General features: G+C 59.0%; 20 protein-coding genes. 10 read left to right on the forward strand and 10 right to left on the reverse strand.

Annotated elements, in window-relative coordinates; translation table 11 throughout:
* The first annotated feature begins 38 nt into the window (after window positions 1-38).
* Entirely contained in the window at window positions 39-317 is a 279-nt protein-coding gene (rpsT, locus tag SNL23_RS19610) for a 30S ribosomal protein S20 (protein ID WP_003215870.1), read from the forward strand.
* A 147-nt stretch (window positions 318-464) separates the two neighbouring features.
* On the opposite strand, the gene SNL23_RS19615 is transcribed toward rpsT, so the two are convergent.
* From SNL23_RS19615 to rplU, 5 genes are all read right to left on the reverse strand, one after another.
* Complete coding sequence (locus tag SNL23_RS19615) at window positions 465-926, reverse strand: CreA family protein (RefSeq protein WP_076014013.1); 462 nt, start codon at window positions 924-926, stop codon at window positions 465-467.
* A gap of 17 nt (window positions 927-943) precedes the next feature.
* Window positions 944-2062, reverse strand: coding sequence for a glutamate 5-kinase (gene proB, locus SNL23_RS19620; protein WP_017477809.1), 1119 nt, complete (start codon window positions 2060-2062; stop codon window positions 944-946).
* Between the two features lie 123 nt (window positions 2063-2185).
* The gene (gene cgtA / locus SNL23_RS19625; protein WP_076014014.1) at window positions 2186-3409 is read right to left on the reverse strand and encodes an Obg family GTPase CgtA; all 1224 of its coding nucleotides are present in this window, start codon (window positions 3407-3409) and stop codon (window positions 2186-2188) included.
* A 194-nt stretch (window positions 3410-3603) separates the two neighbouring features.
* A complete protein-coding gene (rpmA, locus tag SNL23_RS19630; RefSeq protein ID WP_003215862.1) occupies window positions 3604-3879 on the reverse strand; it encodes a 50S ribosomal protein L27 in 276 nt (91 codons plus the stop codon).
* A 34-nt stretch (window positions 3880-3913) separates the two neighbouring features.
* Window positions 3914-4228 carry a 50S ribosomal protein L21 gene (rplU, locus tag SNL23_RS19635; RefSeq protein ID WP_003176051.1) on the reverse strand — a complete coding sequence of 105 codons (315 nt, stop codon included), beginning with the start codon at window positions 4226-4228 and terminating at the stop codon, window positions 3914-3916.
* Window positions 4229-4467: 239 nt separating this feature from the next.
* Here rplU and SNL23_RS19640 point away from each other — a divergent pair, with 239 nt between their 5' ends.
* The 3 genes from SNL23_RS19640 to SNL23_RS19650 all read left to right on the forward strand — a co-directional run bounded on the left by SNL23_RS19640 (window position 4468) and on the right by SNL23_RS19650 (window position 6418).
* Window positions 4468-5436, forward strand: a complete 969-nt coding sequence (locus tag SNL23_RS19640) for a polyprenyl synthetase family protein (protein WP_003215860.1) — start codon at window positions 4468-4470, stop codon at window positions 5434-5436.
* 185 nt (window positions 5437-5621) lie between these two features.
* The gene (locus SNL23_RS19645; protein WP_003215858.1) at window positions 5622-5963 is read left to right on the forward strand and encodes a zinc ribbon domain-containing protein YjdM; all 342 of its coding nucleotides are present in this window, start codon (window positions 5622-5624) and stop codon (window positions 5961-5963) included.
* Window positions 5964-6160: 197 nt separating this feature from the next.
* On the forward strand, window positions 6161-6418 hold the full coding sequence (locus tag SNL23_RS19650) for a PA4570 family protein (RefSeq protein WP_003215856.1): 258 nt from the start codon (window positions 6161-6163) through the stop codon (window positions 6416-6418).
* A gap of 131 nt (window positions 6419-6549) precedes the next feature.
* Here SNL23_RS19650 and SNL23_RS19660 read toward each other — a convergent pair whose 3' ends face one another.
* On the reverse strand, window positions 6550-7167 hold the full coding sequence (locus SNL23_RS19660; RefSeq protein WP_034115957.1) for an FKBP-type peptidyl-prolyl cis-trans isomerase: 618 nt from the start codon (window positions 7165-7167) through the stop codon (window positions 6550-6552).
* Window positions 7168-7288: 121 nt separating this feature from the next.
* Entirely contained in the window at window positions 7289-7777 is a 489-nt protein-coding gene (locus tag SNL23_RS19665) for a TIGR00645 family protein (protein WP_076014015.1), read from the reverse strand.
* 166 nt (window positions 7778-7943) lie between these two features.
* On the opposite strand from SNL23_RS19665, the gene SNL23_RS19670 reads away from it, so the two are divergent.
* A complete protein-coding gene (locus SNL23_RS19670; protein ID WP_076014016.1) occupies window positions 7944-9779 on the forward strand; it encodes a hypothetical protein in 1836 nt (611 codons plus the stop codon).
* A gap of 133 nt (window positions 9780-9912) precedes the next feature.
* On the opposite strand, the gene SNL23_RS19675 is transcribed toward SNL23_RS19670, so the two are convergent.
* Complete coding sequence (locus SNL23_RS19675; RefSeq protein WP_076014017.1) at window positions 9913-10239, reverse strand: PA4575 family protein; 327 nt, start codon at window positions 10237-10239, stop codon at window positions 9913-9915.
* Between the two features lie 301 nt (window positions 10240-10540).
* Entirely contained in the window at window positions 10541-12979 is a 2439-nt protein-coding gene (locus tag SNL23_RS19680; RefSeq protein WP_076014018.1) for a Lon protease family protein, read from the reverse strand.
* Window positions 12980-13246: 267 nt separating this feature from the next.
* Here SNL23_RS19680 and SNL23_RS19685 point away from each other — a divergent pair, with 267 nt between their 5' ends.
* From SNL23_RS19685 to SNL23_RS19705, 5 genes are all read left to right on the forward strand, one after another.
* Window positions 13247-13735: a DUF3015 domain-containing protein gene (locus tag SNL23_RS19685; RefSeq protein ID WP_003215845.1), complete on the forward strand. Its 489-nt coding sequence runs from the start codon at window positions 13247-13249 to the stop codon at window positions 13733-13735.
* A 93-nt stretch (window positions 13736-13828) separates the two neighbouring features.
* Window positions 13829-15682: an Lnb N-terminal periplasmic domain-containing protein gene (locus SNL23_RS19690; RefSeq protein WP_076014019.1), complete on the forward strand. Its 1854-nt coding sequence runs from the start codon at window positions 13829-13831 to the stop codon at window positions 15680-15682.
* Between the two features lie 149 nt (window positions 15683-15831).
* Entirely contained in the window at window positions 15832-16128 is a 297-nt protein-coding gene (locus SNL23_RS19695) for a chorismate mutase (RefSeq protein WP_318303178.1), read from the forward strand.
* A 270-nt stretch (window positions 16129-16398) separates the two neighbouring features.
* Window positions 16399-16755, forward strand: coding sequence for a hypothetical protein (locus SNL23_RS19700; protein ID WP_318303179.1), 357 nt, complete (start codon window positions 16399-16401; stop codon window positions 16753-16755).
* Between the two features lie 70 nt (window positions 16756-16825).
* A complete protein-coding gene (locus SNL23_RS19705; protein ID WP_318303180.1) occupies window positions 16826-17323 on the forward strand; it encodes a GreA/GreB family elongation factor in 498 nt (165 codons plus the stop codon).
* Here the strand turns inward: SNL23_RS19705 and gdhA are convergent.
* Window positions 17320-18657, reverse strand: a complete 1338-nt coding sequence (gene gdhA / locus SNL23_RS19710; protein ID WP_318303181.1) for an NADP-specific glutamate dehydrogenase — start codon at window positions 18655-18657, stop codon at window positions 17320-17322. The two genes, SNL23_RS19705 and gdhA, sit on opposite strands and share 4 nt — an antisense overlap.
* Window positions 18658-18927: the final 270 nt, after the last annotated feature.

Here is an 18927-nt window from a genome sequence, read left to right on the forward strand (position 1 = left end):
TTTGCTATTTCCTAAAAAGTCTTTCGAGGAGCTCGACGGTGGCCAACACACCTTCCGCCAAAAAACGTGCAAAACAGGCTGAGAAGCGTCGCAGCCACAACGCCAGCCTGCGTTCCATGGTTCGTACCTACATCAAGAATGTAGTTAAAGCCATTGACGCAAAAGACGCTGAAAAAGCTCAAGCTGCTTACGTTCTGGCTGTGCCAGTTATCGACCGTATGGCCGATAAAGGCATCATCCACAAGAACAAAGCTGCTCGCCATAAAGGTCGTCTGAATGGCCACATCAAGGCTCTGAACCTTGCTGCTGCAGCCTAAGCGATAAGCTTGTTAAAAAACCGACCCTAGGGTCGGTTTTTTATTGCCTGCCTGTTGGAGCAAGCTTGCTCGCGATGGTCTTTAACGATTATGTGCGCCGCCTGAATAAACGCGGCGCCCTCTGGCTTTTCGCGAGTGAGCTCGCACCTACTGGGCAGGCCATGGCAAGATCGGAATCGCCGTCACCGCATTCTGCGGACTGCCTTCGATCAAGCGGTCGCTGTAGACCAGATACACCAGGGTATTGCGCTTCTTGTCGAGGAAACGCACCACCTGCATGGTCTTGAACACCAGGGACGTGCGCTCCTTGAACACTTCATCCCCGTCCTTCAGCTCACCCTTGAAGTGAATCGCGCCCACCTGACGACAGGCAATAGACGCCTCAGCGCGATCCTCAGCCAACCCCAGACCACCTTTCACCCCACCCGTCTTGGCGCGGGACAGGTAGCAGGTCACGCCATCGACCTTCGGGTCATCAAAGGCCTCGACCACAATCCGGTCATTGGGGCCGACAAACTTGAACACCGTCGACACCTGGCCAATCTCTTCGGCCGATGCCAGCAACGGCATCGCCAGCAGTACACCGAGCAACCCCTTCATCACGCGCATCGAGAATTCCTTTTTACTTAAACCAGAATCAGGTTATCCCGGTGAACCAGCTCCGGTTCAGCCATGTAACCCAACAGACCGACAATCGCATCAGACGATTGCCCAATGATTTTCTGCGCCTCAAGGGCACTGTAGTTGGCCAGACCACGGGCAATCTCGCGACCGTCCGGCGCCACGCACACCACCATCTCGCCACGACGGAAGCTGCCTTGGACCAATTTTACGCCCACCGGCAGCAGGCTTTTGTTGCCCTGGGACAACGCCGACACAGCCCCAGCATCCAACACCAAGGTACCGCGCGTCTGAAGATGCCCCGCCAGCCACTGCTTGCGCGCCGCGAGCATGCCGCGCTCAGGCGACAGCAGCGTACCGATGCGCTCGCCCGCCTTGAGACGATCCAGCACCCGTTCAATCCGGCCGCCAACGATGATGGTATGCGCGCCGGAACGCGCCGCCAGCCGCGCCGCACGTAGCTTGGTCTGCATACCGCCACGCCCCAGGGCACCACCGACACTCCCCGCCACCGCATCCAGCGCCGGATCATCGGCACGCGCCTCGTAAATCAGCTGCGCCTCAGGGTTATTGCGCGGATCAGCGTCGAACATGCCGTCGCGATCCGTGAGAATCACCAGCAAATCGGCCTCAACCAGATTCGCCACCAGGGCCGCCAGGGTGTCGTTATCGCCGAAACGAATTTCGTCGGTCACCACCGTGTCGTTCTCATTGATCACCGGGATCACCTTGAGTTCAACCAGGGCACGCAGGGTGCTGCGGGCATTCAGGTAGCGCTTGCGGTCGGACAAATCGTCATGGGTCAGCAGAATCTGCGCCGTGTGGCGACCGTGCTCGGCAAAGCTGGACTCCCAAGCCTGCACCAGCCCCATCTGACCAATGGCGGCAGCGGCTTGCAGCTCGTGCATCGCGCTGGGTCGCGCGGTCCAGCCAAGGCGACTCATGCCCGCGGCAACCGCCCCGGACGACACAAGCACCAACTCGACACCGGCCTCATGCAAAGCCACCATCTGGTCCACCCAGACGCTCATGGCCGCACGATCCAGCCCCTTGCCATCCGCCGTCAGCAGCGCGCTACCGATCTTAACGACCCAACGCTGCGCACCTGTCACCTTGCTCCGCATCATCTTCAACCTTAGATAGAGGGCCGCGCGACCCAGCGCCGCCCATAACGTTATTCGTGACTACCGATTTCCAGATACCAAAACGCCGCTCGATTGAGCGGCGCTTAAGTTTACTGCAACGAATCAGTCGCGCACGTAAATGATTTCCGGACCATCTTCATCATCCACGTCTTCTTCGTCCCAATCATCGTCACCGATGTCATGGACCGACTTGACGCCACTGCGACGCAGGGCACGCTGGTCATCCAGCGCCTGCAACTGGGCACGAGCTTCGTCTTCGATGCGCTGATCCAGCTCGGCCAGCTCTGCCTTGTAGACAGGGTCGGCAGCCAGGCGGTCGGCACGATCTTCGAGGTAACGCATGATGTCGCGCGTCAGGCGCTCAGTGCCTTCTTTGGCAATGGCCGAGATCACGTAGACCGGACCAGTCCATTCCAGGCGATCAACGATTTCCTTGACGCGCTCTTCGTGCTCTTCCTCGAGAATCTGGTCGCACTTGTTCAGTACCAACCAACGATCACGCTCAGCCAGGGACGGGCTGAACTTGGTCAGCTCGCTGACAATCACTTCAGCAGCGTCTGGTGCGCTGGTGTCATCCAGCGGCGCCATGTCGACGAGGTGCAACAGCAAACGGGTACGGGACAAGTGCTTGAGGAAACGAATCCCCAGGCCCGCGCCGTCGGAAGCCCCTTCGATCAGGCCCGGAATGTCCGCAACCACGAAGCTCTTCCACCGATCAACGCTGACCACACCCAGGTTTGGCACCAAGGTAGTGAACGGGTAATCGGCAACTTTCGGCTTGGCAGCAGACACCGAGCGAATGAACGTACTTTTGCCGGCGTTCGGCAGGCCCAGCAGACCTACGTCAGCCAGCACCTTCATTTCCAGCTTGAGGTCACGCTGCTCGCCAGGCTTGCCCGGCGTGGTCTGGCGTGGCGCACGGTTGGTACTGGACTTGAAACGGGTGTTACCCAGACCGTGCCAGCCACCATGAGCCACCAGCAGGCGCTGACCGGCCTTGGTCAGGTCGCCGATGATTTCCTGGGTAGCGGAGTCGATCACGGTAGTGCCGACCGGAACCCGCAGGACCAGCTCTTCGCCTTTTTTACCGGTGCAGTCAGTGCTGCCGCCGTTGGAACCACGCTCGGCATCAAAGTGCCGGGTGTAACGGTAGTCCACCAGGGTGTTGAGGTTTTCGTCGGCGATCATGTAGACCGAGCCGCCATCACCGCCATCACCGCCGTTAGGACCACCGTTTTCGATGAATTTTTCCCGACGGAAACTCATGCAACCGTTACCGCCGTCGCCAGCTTTTACTCGGATCGAAACTTCATCAACAAACTTCATAACAAAACGCCTCTCGCCACACGGACGAGCTTAAGAAACCAAGACATAAGACTCTTGCAAAAATGAGCGCAGCGACCTCAAGCAACGACCGCAAATCCAGCTGCTTTCGCCCATCACAAACAGCTTTGCAAGAGACTCACCCCACAAACGAAAAAGCCCCGTCGCGAGACAGGGCTTTTCCAGCAACTACGTAATTATGCCGCGACGACTTCAGTCTTCGGGACAATGCTCACGTAACGGCGGTTGAAAGCGCCTTTTACTTCAAACTTGATCACGCCGTCGATTTTAGCGAACAGAGTGTGATCTTTACCCATGCCAACACCGTAACCGGCGTGGAATTGGGTGCCGCGCTGACGCACGATGATGTTGCCCGGAATGATAACCTGGCCGCCATACATCTTCACGCCAAGGCGTTTGGCTTCTGAGTCGCGACCGTTACGGGTACTACCACCAGCTTTTTTGTGTGCCATGAGTCAATTCTCCTAGTGAGGAATTAGGCTGAAATTAAGCCTGAATACCGGTGATTTTGATCTCGGTGTACCACTGGCGGTGGCCCATACGCTTCATGTGGTGCTTACGACGACGGAACTTGATGATGCGGACTTTATCGTGACGACCTTGGGAGATCACTTCAGCCACAACGGTAGCGCCTGCAACAACTGGAGCGCCGATGTTCACGTCATCGCCATTGGCGACCAACAGAACGCGATCAAAAGTAACGGATTCGCCAGTAGCGATTTCCAGCTTCTCGATCTTCAGGTATTCACCTGGGGCGACCTTGTATTGCTTGCCACCAGTAACAATTACTGCGTACGACATGGTATTTCTCCGATAATCCTGCTCACCCAGCGCTTTATAAGAAGAGGTATTGGCTGGCATGGCTGCATGGGATGGACGTCCCGAATGCAATTGCGTAAGGCAGGTGCTGCCCAGGAAGTTCAGGGTGCGCGATTGTACGCAAGCTAAGGAGGCGTTGCAAGTGGCCGTCTATCGCGCCTTGACACTACGGGGCGTGGGTCCTAGCATGCCGCGCAACCCTTCTGGAGCGACTGTCGCTGATGCAACCCCAAGCTTTCTACCGCGCGGTGGCGGACGATTTTAGCGCCGTCGACGGCATCATCAAGAAGCAGCTGACTTCTAAAGTGCCGCTGGTCTCCAAAATTGGCGACTACATTACGTCGGCCGGCGGTAAACGCCTGCGTCCTTTATTAGTGTTGCTGTGTGGCAAGGCCCTCGGCCGCGAAGGCGATGACCTGCGCCTGCTGGCCGCGACCATCGAGTTCCTGCACACCGCCACCCTGCTGCATGACGACGTGGTTGATATGTCCGGCATGCGCCGTGGTCGTGAGACGGCCAACGCGATGTGGGGCAACGCGCCGAGCGTGCTGGTGGGCGACTTCCTTTATTCGCGCTCGTTCGAAATGATGGTCGAGCTGGGCTCGATGCCGGTGATGAAGATTCTTTCACAGGCCACGCGCATCATCGCCGAAGGCGAAGTGTTGCAACTGTCGAAGGTTCGCGACGCCAGCACCACCGAAGAAACCTACATGGAAGTGATTCGCGGCAAAACCGCGATGCTCTTCGAAGCCTCGACCCACAGCGCTGCCGCCTTGTGCGAAGCGACGCCCGAGCAGAGCGAAGCCCTGCGCACCTTCGGCGATCACCTAGGCGTAGCCTTCCAACTCGTAGACGACCTGCTGGATTACCGCGGCGACGCCGAAACCCTGGGCAAGAACGTCGGTGACGACCTGGCCGAGGGCAAGCCGACCTTGCCGCTGATCTACACCATGCGCGAAGGCACGCCTGAACAGGCCGCCCTGGTGCGTAAGGCGATCCAGAAAGGCGGGATCGAAGACCTGGAAAGCATCCGCGAAGCCGTGGAAGCCTCGGGCTCCCTCGAATACACCGCGCAACTGGCCCGTGACTACGTCGCTCGCGCCATCCAATGCTTGGAAGCCCTTCCAGCCAGCGAATACCGGGACGCCCTGGTTGAGCTGAGTGAGTTCGCGGTCGCCCGCACTCACTAAGCAATTCCTGTAGAAACGAGCTTGCTCGCGAAGGTCTACAACGATAACGCGTACACCTGATTACACGCGGCGTCCTTGAGTTTTTCGCGAGCAAGCTCGCTCCTACAAGGGACGGTGCCCCCTCCCCCCGCTAAAACCCTATATAATGTGCGCTTTTTAGCCATCCTGAAACCAAAGGAGCTTTAGTGAGCACGTTGCCACCCTGCCCGAAATGCAATTCCGAATACACCTACGAAGACGGCGCCCAGCTGATTTGCCCGGAATGCGCCCATGAGTGGGCCGTCGGTGGCGAAGCCGAGGCTGCCAGCGATGAATCCGTCAAGAAAGACTCTGTGGGCAACGTCCTGCAGGACGGCGACACCATCACCGTGATCAAGGACCTCAAGGTCAAGGGCACGTCGCTGGTGGTCAAAGTCGGCACCAAGGTCAAGAACATCCGCCTGTGCGATGGCGACCACGATATCGACTGCAAAATCGACGGTATCGGCCCGATGAAACTCAAGTCCGAGTTCGTCCGCAAGGTCTGAACCGGCTGCCTCCATCTCGTGCCCGGCACGGGATGGCGTTTCACCCTCCCCGCGTCATTTCCGCACTAGCGGCAAAAGGCCAGCCCTTTTGATCAAAAACAATATCCACACAGAAAAGTCCGGAAATCGCCAATAGAGGCTTGCTATTCATTGAATAAGAATTATTCTCATTGAAACCCATCAAGGAGATGCTTCCCATGACTTATTTGATCGATGCCTGGCTGGACCGTCCACACCCTTACCTGCGAATCCTCCATCGGGAAACCGGGGAAGTCTGCGCAGTACTGGAAGAAGAAGCGTTAAGCGAACTGCAGGATCAGGGCGACCTTGACGTCAATGGCTTGAGTTCCAGTGAACCTGGGGTGCTGAAAGAAGTGGTGAGAAATCTGTTTTTGTTCTGCTATGCCCGAGCGTTGCGCCCGGTGACGGATCTCAATGGCAAGTTTCATCCATGAGCAACCTGCAAAACCGTATAGGAGCGAGCTTGCTCGCGAAGAACTCAAAGACACCGCGTTCATTCAGCATGGGCGCGTCATCGTTGACGTTCATCGCGAGCAAGCTCGCACCTACAACCTAGTCAGCGGTCTTACAGAACGTCGAGCAACTCGACGTCGAACACCAGAACGCTGTGCGGCGGAATGCTGCCAACGCCTTGAGCGCCGTAAGCCAGTTCGCTCGGCACGTACAGACGCCATTTGCTGCCGGCATTCATCAGTTGCAGGGCTTCGGTCCAGCCAGCGATTACGCCGCCAACCGGGAACTCTGCAGGCTGGCCGCGCTCGTAGGAGCTGTCGAACACAGTGCCGTCGATCAGGGTGCCGTGGTAGTGAGTACGCACTTGGTCTTCACGGGTTGGCTTGGCGCCGGTACCGGCAGTCAGCACTTCAAATTGCAGGCCGGAAGCCAGGGTGGTGATGCCGTCACGCTTGGCGTTTTCAGCCAGGAAAGCCAGGCCTTCGCCAGCAGCAGCTTCAGCCTTTGCAGCGGCTTCGGCTTGCATGATTTCGCGGATGACCTTGAAGCTGGCGGCCATTTGCTCTTGGTCCACACGGCTAGGCTTGCCGGCGAAAGCGTCGGTCAGGCCAGCCAGGATCGCGTCCAGGCTCACGCCCGGTGGCGGGTTGTCGCGCAGTTGGTCGCCCAACTGACGGCCAATGCCGTAGCTCACGCGGGTTTCGTCGGTGGACAGATTAACTTCGGACATGGAAAGGCTCCGCTGTAGGACGACACACGTGTCGTCCAAACTAAAAGGGCGAGCAGACTAGCACACAAGCCCCGCTCTTGATGAGCCCTGGAGCCTCAGGCGCACACCCGACGGGCGCTGATCAATGTTTGGTCAACTTGTCCAGATAACCCATGGCAAACGCAGACACCACGAAGGTCATGTGAATAATCACGTACCACTTCAAATGCTCGGGATCGACGTTCTTGGCGTCCATGAACACCCGCAGCAAATGGATCGACGAAATCGCCACGATGGACGCCGCGACCTTCATCTTCAGCGACGAGGAATCCATGGTCCCCAGCCAGTTGAGCTTCTCTTTGCTTTCGTCGATGTCCAGCTGGGAAACGAAGTTCTCGTAGCCGCTGATCATCACCATCACCAGCAAGCCGCCCACCAGCGCCATGTCGATCAACGACAGCAGCACCAGGATCACATCCGACTCGCTCATGGAAAACACCATGGGAATCACATGGAACACTTCCTGGAAGAACTTCAGCCCCAGCGCCAACAGCCCAAGGGACAACCCGAAATAGATCGGTGCCAACAGCCAGCGTGAGGCATACATTGCATTTTCGATAAAGCGTTCCATTGAATCTCACACAGCGTGGCTAAAAATGGCGCCGAGTATATCAGCCGCACACAAACGCCAGAAACCGTCGAGAAAACTGATCTGTACGGCATCTGTAAAAGAATTTTTCTGCTAGTGTCGGGCTCATCAACTCGGCTCGATGATGTCGGACAGGAAAACTCAGATAATGGATGTGCGATCCCCTTTGGCCAGCATTGGCCTGTGCGCGGCGTTGCTGATGGGCAGCGGTTGCTCCCCAAGCGATGAACACAAGCAAGCCAGCCTCGAAGAGAAAACCGCCAAGTTCGAACAGTCCCTGGACGCCATCCAGGATCCCAAGCTCAAGGACGCCGTGTCCGAGCTCGGTGGCTCGCTGTTGCTGCTGGAACGGGCACGGGCCAAGCTGGCCAGCAAGCCTATCGAGGCCGAGTACAGCGAAGACGCCCTGGCACTGCTCAAGCACTACCCCACGCCCCAGGCGTTGGTTGATACCTACATCAACGGCCTGTTTGTCCTGCGCAAGGCATCCCATTCGGACTACCTGACGGACCTGCAACCGATCTTCCCGTTCAACTTCAACATGCCCGACCAGTTCCCCTTCCCCCATGGCCTGGAATGGCAGTCGGTCACCTTGAGCAACAACAAGGTCATCCCCTTCCAGCCGGAGTGGTCGGAAACCGACCCGGGCATCCAGTTGAGCCCTACCAGCTCCAATCTGACCAACCCCGATGACCTGACGGTGACTTACCCGTTCGTCGAAGGCATCGAGACTGAAAACAAAAGCCAGCCGCAGCCCGTCACCCTCAAGGGCAAGGTGGAAGTGATCGCGCCGCGTAAAGTCTTCACCTTCGACCTGTCGAAGAAGGACGTGGGCCGCAAGCGCATTGAAGAAAACGTCACAGTCACCCTGCTGACCCTAGAAAAGAACTACGCCGAGATCGAACTGACCAACAGCGCCCCGCTGGCGCCGGAAGTCGCGGACGAATCGCCTAACCCGCTGCTGGTGCAGGCTCGCGACACTACCGGGCAATTTCTCTCGCGCTCAGGCTCAATCAACGAGAACGCCGCGCAACTGGCGTTCTACGAGAAGCAACTGGCGGAGATGCAAAAGCAGACGGCCTGGTCCGACGCCTTCGAGAAGCAGCTGGAAGACGAGCAGAAAGCCTTCGAACTCAAGCAGGGCAGCCACTACACCAAGGTGTACTTCAATGGCTTGATCGACAATGTGCAAGTCAGCGTGCTCGACTTTTCCCAGGCCACCGTGACCCGCAAGGACCTGGACCTGCCCGTAAGGCGCTTCGACAAAAACAGCCTGGAGAAAACCGTACAGCCCCTGCCGATGCCGGTCACCGTGTATGACGACCAAGCCGCGGACTGGCTCAAGGACGCCACCCTGTCCGAAGACCAGCTAAAGAAAAGTGTCACCATCAACCAATCGGTGGATGACGCCAGTGCGGCGCACGTCGAATTCGATCACCCCTACACCTTCAACGACGACCTGCTGGGCGACGACCGCGGCGGTGGTGACGCTCCCGTGACCTTCCTCACTGCCAACGACGAAGGCAAGCTCGGCGAGCCGATCGAACTGCCCGCCGAAGCCTACGAAGTCGACCCAGGGCGCGGCACCATCACCTATGACCTGAACCTGTTCCCCGAGAATCCGGGGTTTGCCGTGGGATCAATGCCACTGTTCCTGGCCACCATCGAAAAAGGCAGCCTCACGGCTGGGCAGTTGCCCAAAGGTCTGGAGCTGAAAGACAACGCGCTAATTGTCGACCAGAAACTTTTCCCCGCCGACAGCTGGCGGTTCTACGCCAAGGACGCCAGCGGCAACTACCTGAAAGAGATTCTCGGGGTCAGCCACCGCGCCGAGGAATACGGCACGGCGCTGTTCGACGTGCATTACTTCTACGGCCAGCCGACTACATTGGAGACTTACCAGCGCACCGGTCTGGACACGGTGCAGTATGGGTTTGAGGTGAAGCTGGACAAACCCGAAGCGACCCCAGCGCTCAAGCCATAACATCAGCTCCACTGGCGCTGAAGATCGAATGTGAGAGCGGGCTTGCTCGCGAATGCAGTGCATCAGTCACAGATATATTGACTGACACAGCGCATTCGCGAGCAAGCCCGCTCCCACATTTGGCTTTCGGTACTCAGCGGATATCGCTCAGCGCGGTCTGCCGCCCGCCATTGAGCTGTCGCAAGTGCGCCTGCAGGTGCAGGCACCAGATTTGCGGGTCGTCGGCCAGCTCGTACCCGTGCAGGGTCAGGCTTTCGACAATCGAATCAAGGATGGTTTGTGCCACGAAAGGTCCATGAAACGGGCCTTGGGATTTGATGGTGGAAGGCTGTTCACCCGTCATTCCGGCGGCAAACAACAAGGTCCACATCCCGGTATCCCCGGCGAGAGGGCGAATGGAACATTCGATACGAGTAACCAGGCCCAGGCACTGGCGGGTGAGGCAGAGGTTGCGCGACATGGCGGCGACCCTCGGTAGATCCGGTATTCAGCCTCGCAGGGCAAGACTGTTTCTATCCAGCGACTCCTGTGGATATCCCTTGAGCTGAGAATAGAAGAAACCCGGTACAAACCAAGGCCGGGGGACCAACGGACGACTGCCCCGTGGCGAGGGGGCTTGTCCCCCGTTGGGCTGCGTAGCAGCCCCAATAGGATAAACGTGCTCTAACAGGTTAAACGCAGTGCCTGGATTTGGGGCCGCTTCGCAGCCCAACGGGGGACAAGCCCCCTCGCCACAAAGCGCGCCCTTCATCCGATCAAAATCACACCGGTTTGGCTTCTGCCAACGCCTCCTGCGCCAGCTCCTTCTCGGCTTCCTTCAAATCATCTTCACTGATCATCTCGGCAATCGCCCGCAAACGCTCCACCACCCGTGCATTGACGCTGCCTTCCGGGAATTGCCCCTCCTCGTCTGGCGAACCCGCAGGCTCACCCACTAGCAGGCTCAAGGCCTCGTCGGCCTGACGCACGGCATAGACGTGGAACTGCCCGTCGCGTACAGCCTGCAGCACCTTCTCATCGAGCATCAGCGTCGCGACGTTGGCCTGGGGAATGATCGCCCCCTGCTCGCCGGTCAGCCCGCGGGCTTCACAGAGGCGGAAGAAGCCTTCAATCTTCTCGTTGACCCCGCCCACCGCCTGCACTTCACCAAACTGGTTGATGGAGCCGGTGATGGCAAAGCACTGCTTGAGCGGCGTTTTCGACAGCGCCGAAATCAAGGTGCAGGCCTCGCCCAAGGAGGCGCTGTCGCCGTCGACATAACCGTAGGACTGCTCCAGGGCGATACTCGCCGAGATCGCCAACGGGAATTCCTGGGCATAACGGCTGCCCAGGTAACCGGTGAGGATCATCACGCCCTTGGAGTGGATCGGCTGGCCGAGGTTAACTTCACGCTCGATATCCACGATGCCGCTGCCGCCCGGGTACACCGAGGCAGAGATCCGCGCCGGTACACCAAACGCCGAGTCACCCACCTCCAGCACCGTCAGCCCGTTGCACTTGCCCACCGCTGCACCGGCGGTGTCGATCAGGATCACCCCGGCGAGCATGTCGTCGAGAATCCGCGCCGACACCCGCCCGGTGCGCGTGGCCTTGGCCTTGAGCGCACGCTCGATGTGCCCAGCGTCGGTGCGTTCATCACCCGCCAGGTGACGAATGAAGTCCGCCTCGCTGACCAACTGGAACAAATCACCGATACGCGCCGACAAGCGCCCCTGGTTCTCCGCCAGCCGCGCGCTGTAGGTCGCCAGCCGTGCCACGGCATCCGAGGTCAACGGCGCCATGCCTTCTTCCGAGGTGCGGGTTTTCAGCAACTGGGCGAACTGCTCCAGGCTTTCATCCACCATCGGAATGTCTTCGTCAAAGTCCACCAGCACCCGGAACATCTCCTGGAAGTCCGGATCTGCGTCCTGCAACGCGTAGTACAGCTGGCGGGAGCCAATGATGATGACCTTGAGCTGCAACGGGATCACTTGCGGGTTGAGGGTCACCGTGGCCAGGCGGCCCAGTTCGCCCAACGGTGACTCCATTTTCAGCTTGCGCGATTGCAGGGCACGCTTGAGGGCGTCCCACACAAACGGCTCGCTGAGCATTTTCTCGGCTTCGAGGATCAGGAAACCACCATTGGCACGGTGCAGCGCACCCGGCCGCAACTGGCGGTAAGTCGTGTAAAGCGCGCCCTGGTCGGTGCTGTATTCAATACGGCCGAACAGGTTGTCGTAGGTCGGATGCGGCTCGAATACCACCGGCGCGCCACCGTTGACCGGATGGCCTACCACCAGGCTCGGGCAGTACTGCTCCTCCAGCAACTTGCGGGCCTGGGCATCGGTTTTCGCGTCGTCCACCAGTTGCTCGACCACGGTTTTCAGCAGGTAGACCTGCATTGCCTGCAGGTAGCCGCAGACTGCCGCGTTCTCCGCATACTTCTCGGACAGCGGCGACAGCAGTGGCTGCAAAGCCAACGTGATGGTTTCTTCGTTGAACTGGCGCATCTGGTTGTTGGACTCGCGCTTCCACTGGGGCAGGCTGGCGAGTTCTTCGTTGAGGCGTTCTTCCAGTTCGGAAATATCAGTGTGGAAACGCTCGCGGTCAGCTTCCGGCAACTGCGAGAACTCAGCCTCGTCCAGAGCCTTGCCGTCGAGCATCGGGGTGAACGCAATGTTGGTGCTGTCACGGTACAGCGCCACGTCCTTTTCCAGAGCCAGGCGCTCGATGACGTCAAGAGCACGGTCGTAGCGCTGGTTGAAAGCACGGTCGATGGCGCTTTTGCGCTGTTGATAAGTCGGGTGTTCAAACACGGCCGGAAAGGTCGCGACCAGGTTATCGATCAAGCCGTTGATATCGGAGATGAACGCGGCAGCACCGCCCGCGGGCAGCTCCAGCGCGCGGGGTTCGCGAGGCTCATCGAAATTATTGACGTAGACCCAGTCGGCCGGGGTCTGCAGGCGCTTGCCTTCGGCCTTGAGGTAACGTTTGACGAACGAAAAGCGGCCGGTACCGGGCTCGCCCATGACAAACACGTTGTAACCGGGGCGTGGCATGGCCACGCCGAACTGCAAGGCTTCGACCGCACGTTCCTGGCCAAGCACACCGCGAAAGGGCTCCAAATCATTGGTGGTCGAGAAGCTGAACTGTTCAGCGGAAAAAGGACGAGTCAGCGCTTCGGGCGCTAGACGCAAGCTGGCAGCAACAGGATCAGGCATCGGGCTTCCTTACATCAGGCGGGGCAGATGACGGCATTCTGGCGCCGGGTTGGGCCGGCTGGCAAGGACGGCTTAGGGAAAGCATAGACCCAGGTTTGAGGCTGTAAAAAAACCGAGTGTTTCCGGCTTGTTTCATAAAAAGTCACGGAACCCTTGGATCATGCCTAAACTCCAACCTGCTGCGGGTTGGACTAATAACCGACCCCTAGGGTGCTGTCAGGCACCTGAACCCTTGTCCATTGGTTTGCACACAAAGAGAACAAAGCTATGAAACGGATCCTTCTCGGTACTCTCTTCACCGTCGTCTCCCTCAATGCAATGGCTGAAGCGCCAGGTGGCCCGAACTGCGGTTGGGGCAACATGTTGTTCGAAGGCCAACGCGGCACTCCGGCTCACTTCCTGGCCTCCACCACCAACGGTACCTCCGGTAACGCCACATTCGGCATGACCTCGGGCACCAACGGCTGTAGCACCAACAGCGCACTGACCTACGGTGGCAAATCGTGGATTGCCATGAATGGCATGATGAACGAGCTGTCCGAAGACATGGCCAAGGGTAACGGCGAAGCGCTGACTACCTACGCTGTAGTACTGGGCGTTGCTCCTGAAGATCGCGAGCACTTTGCCGCTGTGACTCACGAGCACTTCCAGCAAATCTTCAGCAAGGCTGACGTAACCGCTGATGACGTGCACAACAACACCCTGGCTGTACTGAAAAGCGACACCCGTCTGGCGAAATACGCTACCCAGGCTTAAGCTCGACCCGCCCGTGCCTTTCGAGGCACGGGTTTTGTTATTTTTGGACCTGCCTCCCCTTTGGGTCTTTTTATCTCGACTTAAGTTGCCCACATGCTCAAACGCCTTGCCTACCTGGCACTCTTCGCCTGCGCCCCGCTGTATGCGGCGCCGCACCTTGATGATCAACGTTTGCAGCAGTTGGCCAACGAGCCGTTCTGGCTCTCGCTGGGGCATTACGAATCCGGCAAATTCGAAGGCTGGCGCAGTTATGTCAGCGACAAGAAATTCTTCCTCGCCCCCGATGGCGCCCACCATCCGGACCAGGAGCTGAAGGCCACGGTGGAGGCACTGTATGCCCCGGCCAGCCTCGGCGAAAAACACGTCCAATGCGTTTATCCCGCACGTACCCGTTGGCTCAAGGACCAGTTGCACCTGACTGACTTGCCAACGCTGGACTGCAAGGAATTCAAGCAATGGTTCAAGGACGTTGCGCCCCACAGTGCGGTGATGATCTTCCCGGCGGCTTACCTCAACAGCCCGTCGTCAATGTTCGGCCACACCCTGCTGCGCATCGACCAGGCTGACGTGCAGAGCAACAACACCGCCCTGCTCAGCTACGCGATCAACTTTGGCGCCTATATCGAAGGCTCGGACAACAGCATCCTCTACGCCTGGAAAGGCCTGATGGGCGGTTATCCCGGCCTGTTTGCACTGGTGCCCTACCAGGAAAAGCTCTCGGAATACCGTAGCCTGGAGAACCGCGACCTGTGGGAATACCGCCTGAACCTGACCCAGGTCGAGACCGAGCGCATGGTTGAGCACGTGTGGGAGCTGAAGCAGATCCAGTTCGACTACTTCTTCTTCGACGAAAACTGCTCCTATCGCCTGCTGGAACTGCTGCAAGTGGCCCGCCCAAGCCTGCGGCTGACCGAGCAATTTCCGCTGACCGCCATTCCTACCGACACGGTAAAAGCCGTGAAAGAAGCCGGCCTGGTAGAAAAAATCGACTATCGCCCGTCCCGTGAACGGGAACTGCTGGAGCGCGCCAAACCGCTGGACAGTGACGAGCAGCAATGGGTGCTGAAGATCAGCGACGACCAGAAACAACTGCAAGAGCCGACCTTCAAGGCCATCGCCAAAGACCGCCAGGCCCTGATAATCGACGCCGCCTATCGCCTCGGCCGCTACCGCGCCAACGGCCTGGAGCGTGACACCGAACGCTCCCAACGCAGCTTTGAACTGCTGCGGGCGATCAACCAGAACCCGGCACCAGACCTGAAAATCGAACGCCCCGGCCTGCCCGAAGACGGCCACGAATCCCGCACCTGGCAAGCCGGCATCGGCACCCGGGGCGACAAGGCCTTCGGCGAATACGGCCTGCGCATGGCCTACCACGACCTGAATGACAACGCCGAAGGCTTCCCCTTGGGCGCGCAGATCGAAATCCTGCAAATGAAACTGCGCCAGTACGAAGGCAACCACTGGCAGTTGCAGCAACTGGATTTGGCGACCATTCGCTCACTGACCCCGCGCAACGAACTGCTGCAACCCTGGTCGTGGCAAGTGACCGGTGGCCTTGAACGCGTACCGGGCAAGCATGACGACGAGACGTTGGTCAGCCACGTCAATGGCGGCGCCGGCGGCACTTGGCAACTGCGTGACGACATGCTCGGCTTCGCCCTTGGCACCGTGCGCGTGGAACACAACAGCGACTTTGGCGAAGCCATCTCCCCGGCGGCCGGCTTCAACACCGGCGTGCTGTGGCGAAACCCGCTGGGCAACCTGAGCCTGGAAGCCAAGGGTGATTTCTTCACCAATGGCGAAGTACGGCGCAGTATCAGTCTGAATCAACAGTGGGAACTGTCGCGCAACCTGGGGCTGAGATTGAGTGCGCAGCGCGAATACAGCCACCTCGCGACACCGGTGAACGAAGTGATGCTGGAAGTGAAGTGGTATCACTATTAATCCCTGAGCCGTAGATCATTCCCACGCTCCGCGTGGGAATGCATCCTGTGACGCTCCGCGTCACGACCTTTAAAAGCGGACGCAGAGCGTCCAGGGCGGCATGCCCACGCAGAGCGTGGGAACGATCACTAAAAGGAGCTTCAACCAACATGGCCGTTAATTGCACCAGCCTCGAGCAAGTCCGGGAAAACATCGACCGCCTTGATCACCAGATCGTTACGCTGCTGGCCGAACGGGGCGGCTTTGTCTCACAGGCTGCGCGCTTCAAAAAAGACAGTGACGGCGTGAAAGCCCCGCAGCGGGTTGAGCAGGTGATTGCCAAGGTTCGCGATCTCGCTGATACCGCTGGCGCCAATCCGGACGTCACAGAGCAAGTCTATCGGGCGATGATTGCAGCGTTCATCCAGCAAGAACTCGCAGAGCACGCCGCCCTGACACCAGACTGAACCACACAATAACCTTGTGGCGAGGGAGCTTGCTCCCGCTGGGCTGCGCAGCAGCCCCAAAACCAGACACCTCACCCTTTCTGGAATATCTCAATACCCTGAACAGGGGCCGCTTCGCGCCCCAACGGGAGCAAGCTCCCTCGCCACAGGGGATGCGTGATCGCCCGAAGAAGCAGCGTCACACAGATTTCTCACATCCGTTTCACATACCCCGAACGAATCCACTCCTACACTTCCCCTATCAGCCGTTCAACGGCCAGGGAGCAAGCGATGTGGCGGTACGCAGCAGTGCTGGGCCTGATGGCCCTCCTTTCAGGTTGCCAATCAACCCATGAAGACTTGCTGGCCAAGGGTTACCCGCCCGCCTTCGCCGACGGCTACGACGACGGTTGCAGCAGCGGCCGCCAAGCCGCCGGGGTGATCACTGGGGAATTTCGCAAGAATGTCCCCCGCTACCTGAAAGACCGCACCTACGCCGAAGGCTGGGAAGATGGCTTCCGCCAGTGCAAGGCCATGCGCGAAAACGAAGATCTGAACGACTACAAGAACCGTCATTGGGACGACCGCGAACGCGCCTGGCAGCAGGAAAAAGACCGCGATGCCGCCCGGGCCTTTCGTTCGCAATAGGTCGCTTTCAGACATCCGGCGAAACTTAACCCCTGCGACCATGGCCCAAACTCCATAGCAGGAGAACGCCATGAGTCGAGCTTTCGTCAACGAAGACAGCGCCGCTGCCCAGGCCAGCCAACCGGTGGAGCGCCAGGTCAGCGAACAACCCAATCACCTCACTGCCCGCGGGCTTGCGCAGTTGCAGGCCAAGGTGGCGCAGCTGCAAAGCGAACACAGCGAAGAGTCCGTCAAGGGCGAGCAAGCCGATAAACAGCGCCAGGCCGACCTTGAGCGGGATTTGCGTTACTTCAACCAGCGCCTGCAAAGCGCACAGGTGGTGGCGCCAGCAACCTCCACCGAGAAGGTGCAGATCGGCAGTTGGGTCACGTTTGCCAATGAACAGGACGAAGAGCAGCGGATTCAACTGGTGGGCGAAGACCAGGCTGACGCCACGGTAGGCCTGATCAACTGGGGTTCGCCCCTGGGCCGGGCGCTGCTGGGTGCTCAGGTGGGTGACGAGGTGCTGTGGAAGCGCCCCGTCGGCGATCAGTTGATCGAGATCCTGCGCATCGAGCCCGAGGCTTAGACGATGCCTTGAGCCAGCATTGCGTCCGCGACTTTCACGAAGCCGGCGATGTTGGCGCCCTTCACGTAGTTGACCCGACCGTTTTCTTCGCCGTAATGCACGCAGGCATGGTGGATCGACTGCATGATGTTGTGCAGCTTGCTGTCCACTTCGCCAGCGCTCCACAGCAGGCGCATGGCGTTCTGCGACATCTCCAGCCCGCTCACCGCCACGCCGCCGGCATTGGAGGCCTTGCCCGGTGCGAAGAGGATGCCGGCGTCGATAAAGATATCCACAGCCTCCAGGGTGGTGGGCATGTTGGCGCCTTCGGCCACGCATGCGCAGCCATTGCGCAACAGGGTGCGCGCCGCGTCGGCGTCCAGTTCGTTCTGGGTGGCGCAGGGCAGTGCGATGTCGCAGGCCAGCTCCCACGGTGCTTGGCCGGCGCGGAATTCGAGGCCGAAACGTGGAGCCAGTTCGCTGATGCGCCCGCGCTGGACGTTTTTCAGCTCCAGCAACGCCGACCACTGCTCTTCGGTCAAACCGCTTTCGCAGTAGAGGGTGCCTTCGGAGTCGGACAGGGAAATCACCTTGCCGCCCAGGTCCATGACCTTGCGCGCCGCGTATTGGGCGACGTTGCCGGAACCGGAGATGGCCACGCGCTTGCCTTCGACATGCTCGCCATTGCGCTTGAGCATTTCTTCAGCGAAGTACACGCAGCCAAAACCGGTGGCTTCCGGGCGGATCAGGCTGCCGCCGTAGCTCATGCCCTTGCCGGTCAGTACCGAGGTGAACTGGTTGCTCAGGCGCTTGTACTGGCCAAACAGGAAACCGATCTCCCGGGCGCCCACGCCGATATCACCGGCGGGCACATCCACGTCGGAGCCGATGTGGCGATACAGCTCGCTCATGAACGCCTGGCAGAAGCGCATCACCTCGGCGTCGCTCTTGCCCTTGGGATCGAAGTCGGAGCCGCCCTTGCCGCCGCCCATGGGCAGCGAGGTCAGGGAATTCTTGAAGGTCTGTTCGAAGGCGAGGAATTTCAGCACGCCCAGGTTTACCGATGGGTGGAAGCGCAGGCCGCCCTTGTACGGGCCGATGGCGCTGTTCATCTGGATCCGGAACCCGCGGTTGACGCGTACTTTGCCCTGGTCATCTTCCCACGACACCCGGAACACAATCGCACGCTCCGGCTCGCAGATGCGTTCCAGGATGCCCGAGGTCAGGTAGTGGGGATTGGCTTCAAGAAACGGCCACAAACTGCGCAGTACTTCTTCCACGGCCTGGTGGAATTCCGGCTGGTCGGGGTCGCGTTTCTTGAGGCGGGCAAGGAAGGATTCAACGGATTCGATCATGAAAAGTCTCGGCAAATTTATTGTCGTTAAAGGAGATTTGTCCCGGACTTTATCAATTCATGTCGCACCGCGACAGGGCGAAATGTCGCTTTTGTGAATTTAAATGGTGCATTAGATATAAATACAGGCGGTTTTTGCACCTTAATGAGGATTTAAAGTCGAGTTTTGCACCAATAGTTAAACCGTCTTCGCGAGCAAGCCCGCTCCCACATTTGGAATGCATTTCAAGGTGGGAGCGGCGGTGCGACGATTCGACTTGCTCGCGAATGA

It is taken from the genome of Pseudomonas sp. SED1 (assembly GCF_034044025.1).
GTDB lineage: Bacteria > Pseudomonadota > Gammaproteobacteria > Pseudomonadales > Pseudomonadaceae > Aquipseudomonas.

Excerpts from the sequence above, each read along its gene's own strand:
- SNL23_RS19615 (WP_076014013.1), bottom strand. The coding sequence starts at position 926 with ATGCGCGTGATGAAGGGGTTGCTCGGTGTACTGCTGGCGATGCCGTTG.
- proB (WP_017477809.1), bottom strand. The coding sequence starts at position 2,062 with ATGCGGAGCAAGGTGACAGGTGCGCAGCGTTGGGTCGTTAAGATCGGT.
- cgtA (WP_076014014.1), bottom strand. The coding sequence starts at position 3,409 with ATGAAGTTTGTTGATGAAGTTTCGATCCGAGTAAAAGCTGGCGACGGC.
- rpmA (WP_003215862.1), bottom strand. The coding sequence starts at position 3,879 with ATGGCACACAAAAAAGCTGGTGGTAGTACCCGTAACGGTCGCGACTCA.
- rplU (WP_003176051.1), bottom strand. The coding sequence starts at position 4,228 with ATGTCGTACGCAGTAATTGTTACTGGTGGCAAGCAATACAAGGTCGCC.
- SNL23_RS19640 (WP_003215860.1), top strand. The coding sequence starts at position 4,468 with ATGCAACCCCAAGCTTTCTACCGCGCGGTGGCGGACGATTTTAGCGCC.
- SNL23_RS19650 (WP_003215856.1), top strand. The coding sequence starts at position 6,161 with ATGACTTATTTGATCGATGCCTGGCTGGACCGTCCACACCCTTACCTG.
- SNL23_RS19660 (WP_034115957.1), bottom strand. The coding sequence starts at position 7,167 with ATGTCCGAAGTTAATCTGTCCACCGACGAAACCCGCGTGAGCTACGGC.
- SNL23_RS19665 (WP_076014015.1), bottom strand. The coding sequence starts at position 7,777 with ATGGAACGCTTTATCGAAAATGCAATGTATGCCTCACGCTGGCTGTTG.
- SNL23_RS19670 (WP_076014016.1), top strand. The coding sequence starts at position 7,944 with ATGGATGTGCGATCCCCTTTGGCCAGCATTGGCCTGTGCGCGGCGTTG.
- SNL23_RS19675 (WP_076014017.1), bottom strand. The coding sequence starts at position 10,239 with ATGTCGCGCAACCTCTGCCTCACCCGCCAGTGCCTGGGCCTGGTTACT.
- SNL23_RS19680 (WP_076014018.1), bottom strand. The coding sequence starts at position 12,979 with ATGCCTGATCCTGTTGCTGCCAGCTTGCGTCTAGCGCCCGAAGCGCTG.
- SNL23_RS19685 (WP_003215845.1), top strand. The coding sequence starts at position 13,247 with ATGAAACGGATCCTTCTCGGTACTCTCTTCACCGTCGTCTCCCTCAAT.
- SNL23_RS19690 (WP_076014019.1), top strand. The coding sequence starts at position 13,829 with ATGCTCAAACGCCTTGCCTACCTGGCACTCTTCGCCTGCGCCCCGCTG.
- SNL23_RS19695 (WP_318303178.1), top strand. The coding sequence starts at position 15,832 with ATGGCCGTTAATTGCACCAGCCTCGAGCAAGTCCGGGAAAACATCGAC.
- SNL23_RS19700 (WP_318303179.1), top strand. The coding sequence starts at position 16,399 with ATGTGGCGGTACGCAGCAGTGCTGGGCCTGATGGCCCTCCTTTCAGGT.
- SNL23_RS19705 (WP_318303180.1), top strand. The coding sequence starts at position 16,826 with ATGAGTCGAGCTTTCGTCAACGAAGACAGCGCCGCTGCCCAGGCCAGC.
- gdhA (WP_318303181.1), bottom strand. The coding sequence starts at position 18,657 with ATGATCGAATCCGTTGAATCCTTCCTTGCCCGCCTCAAGAAACGCGAC.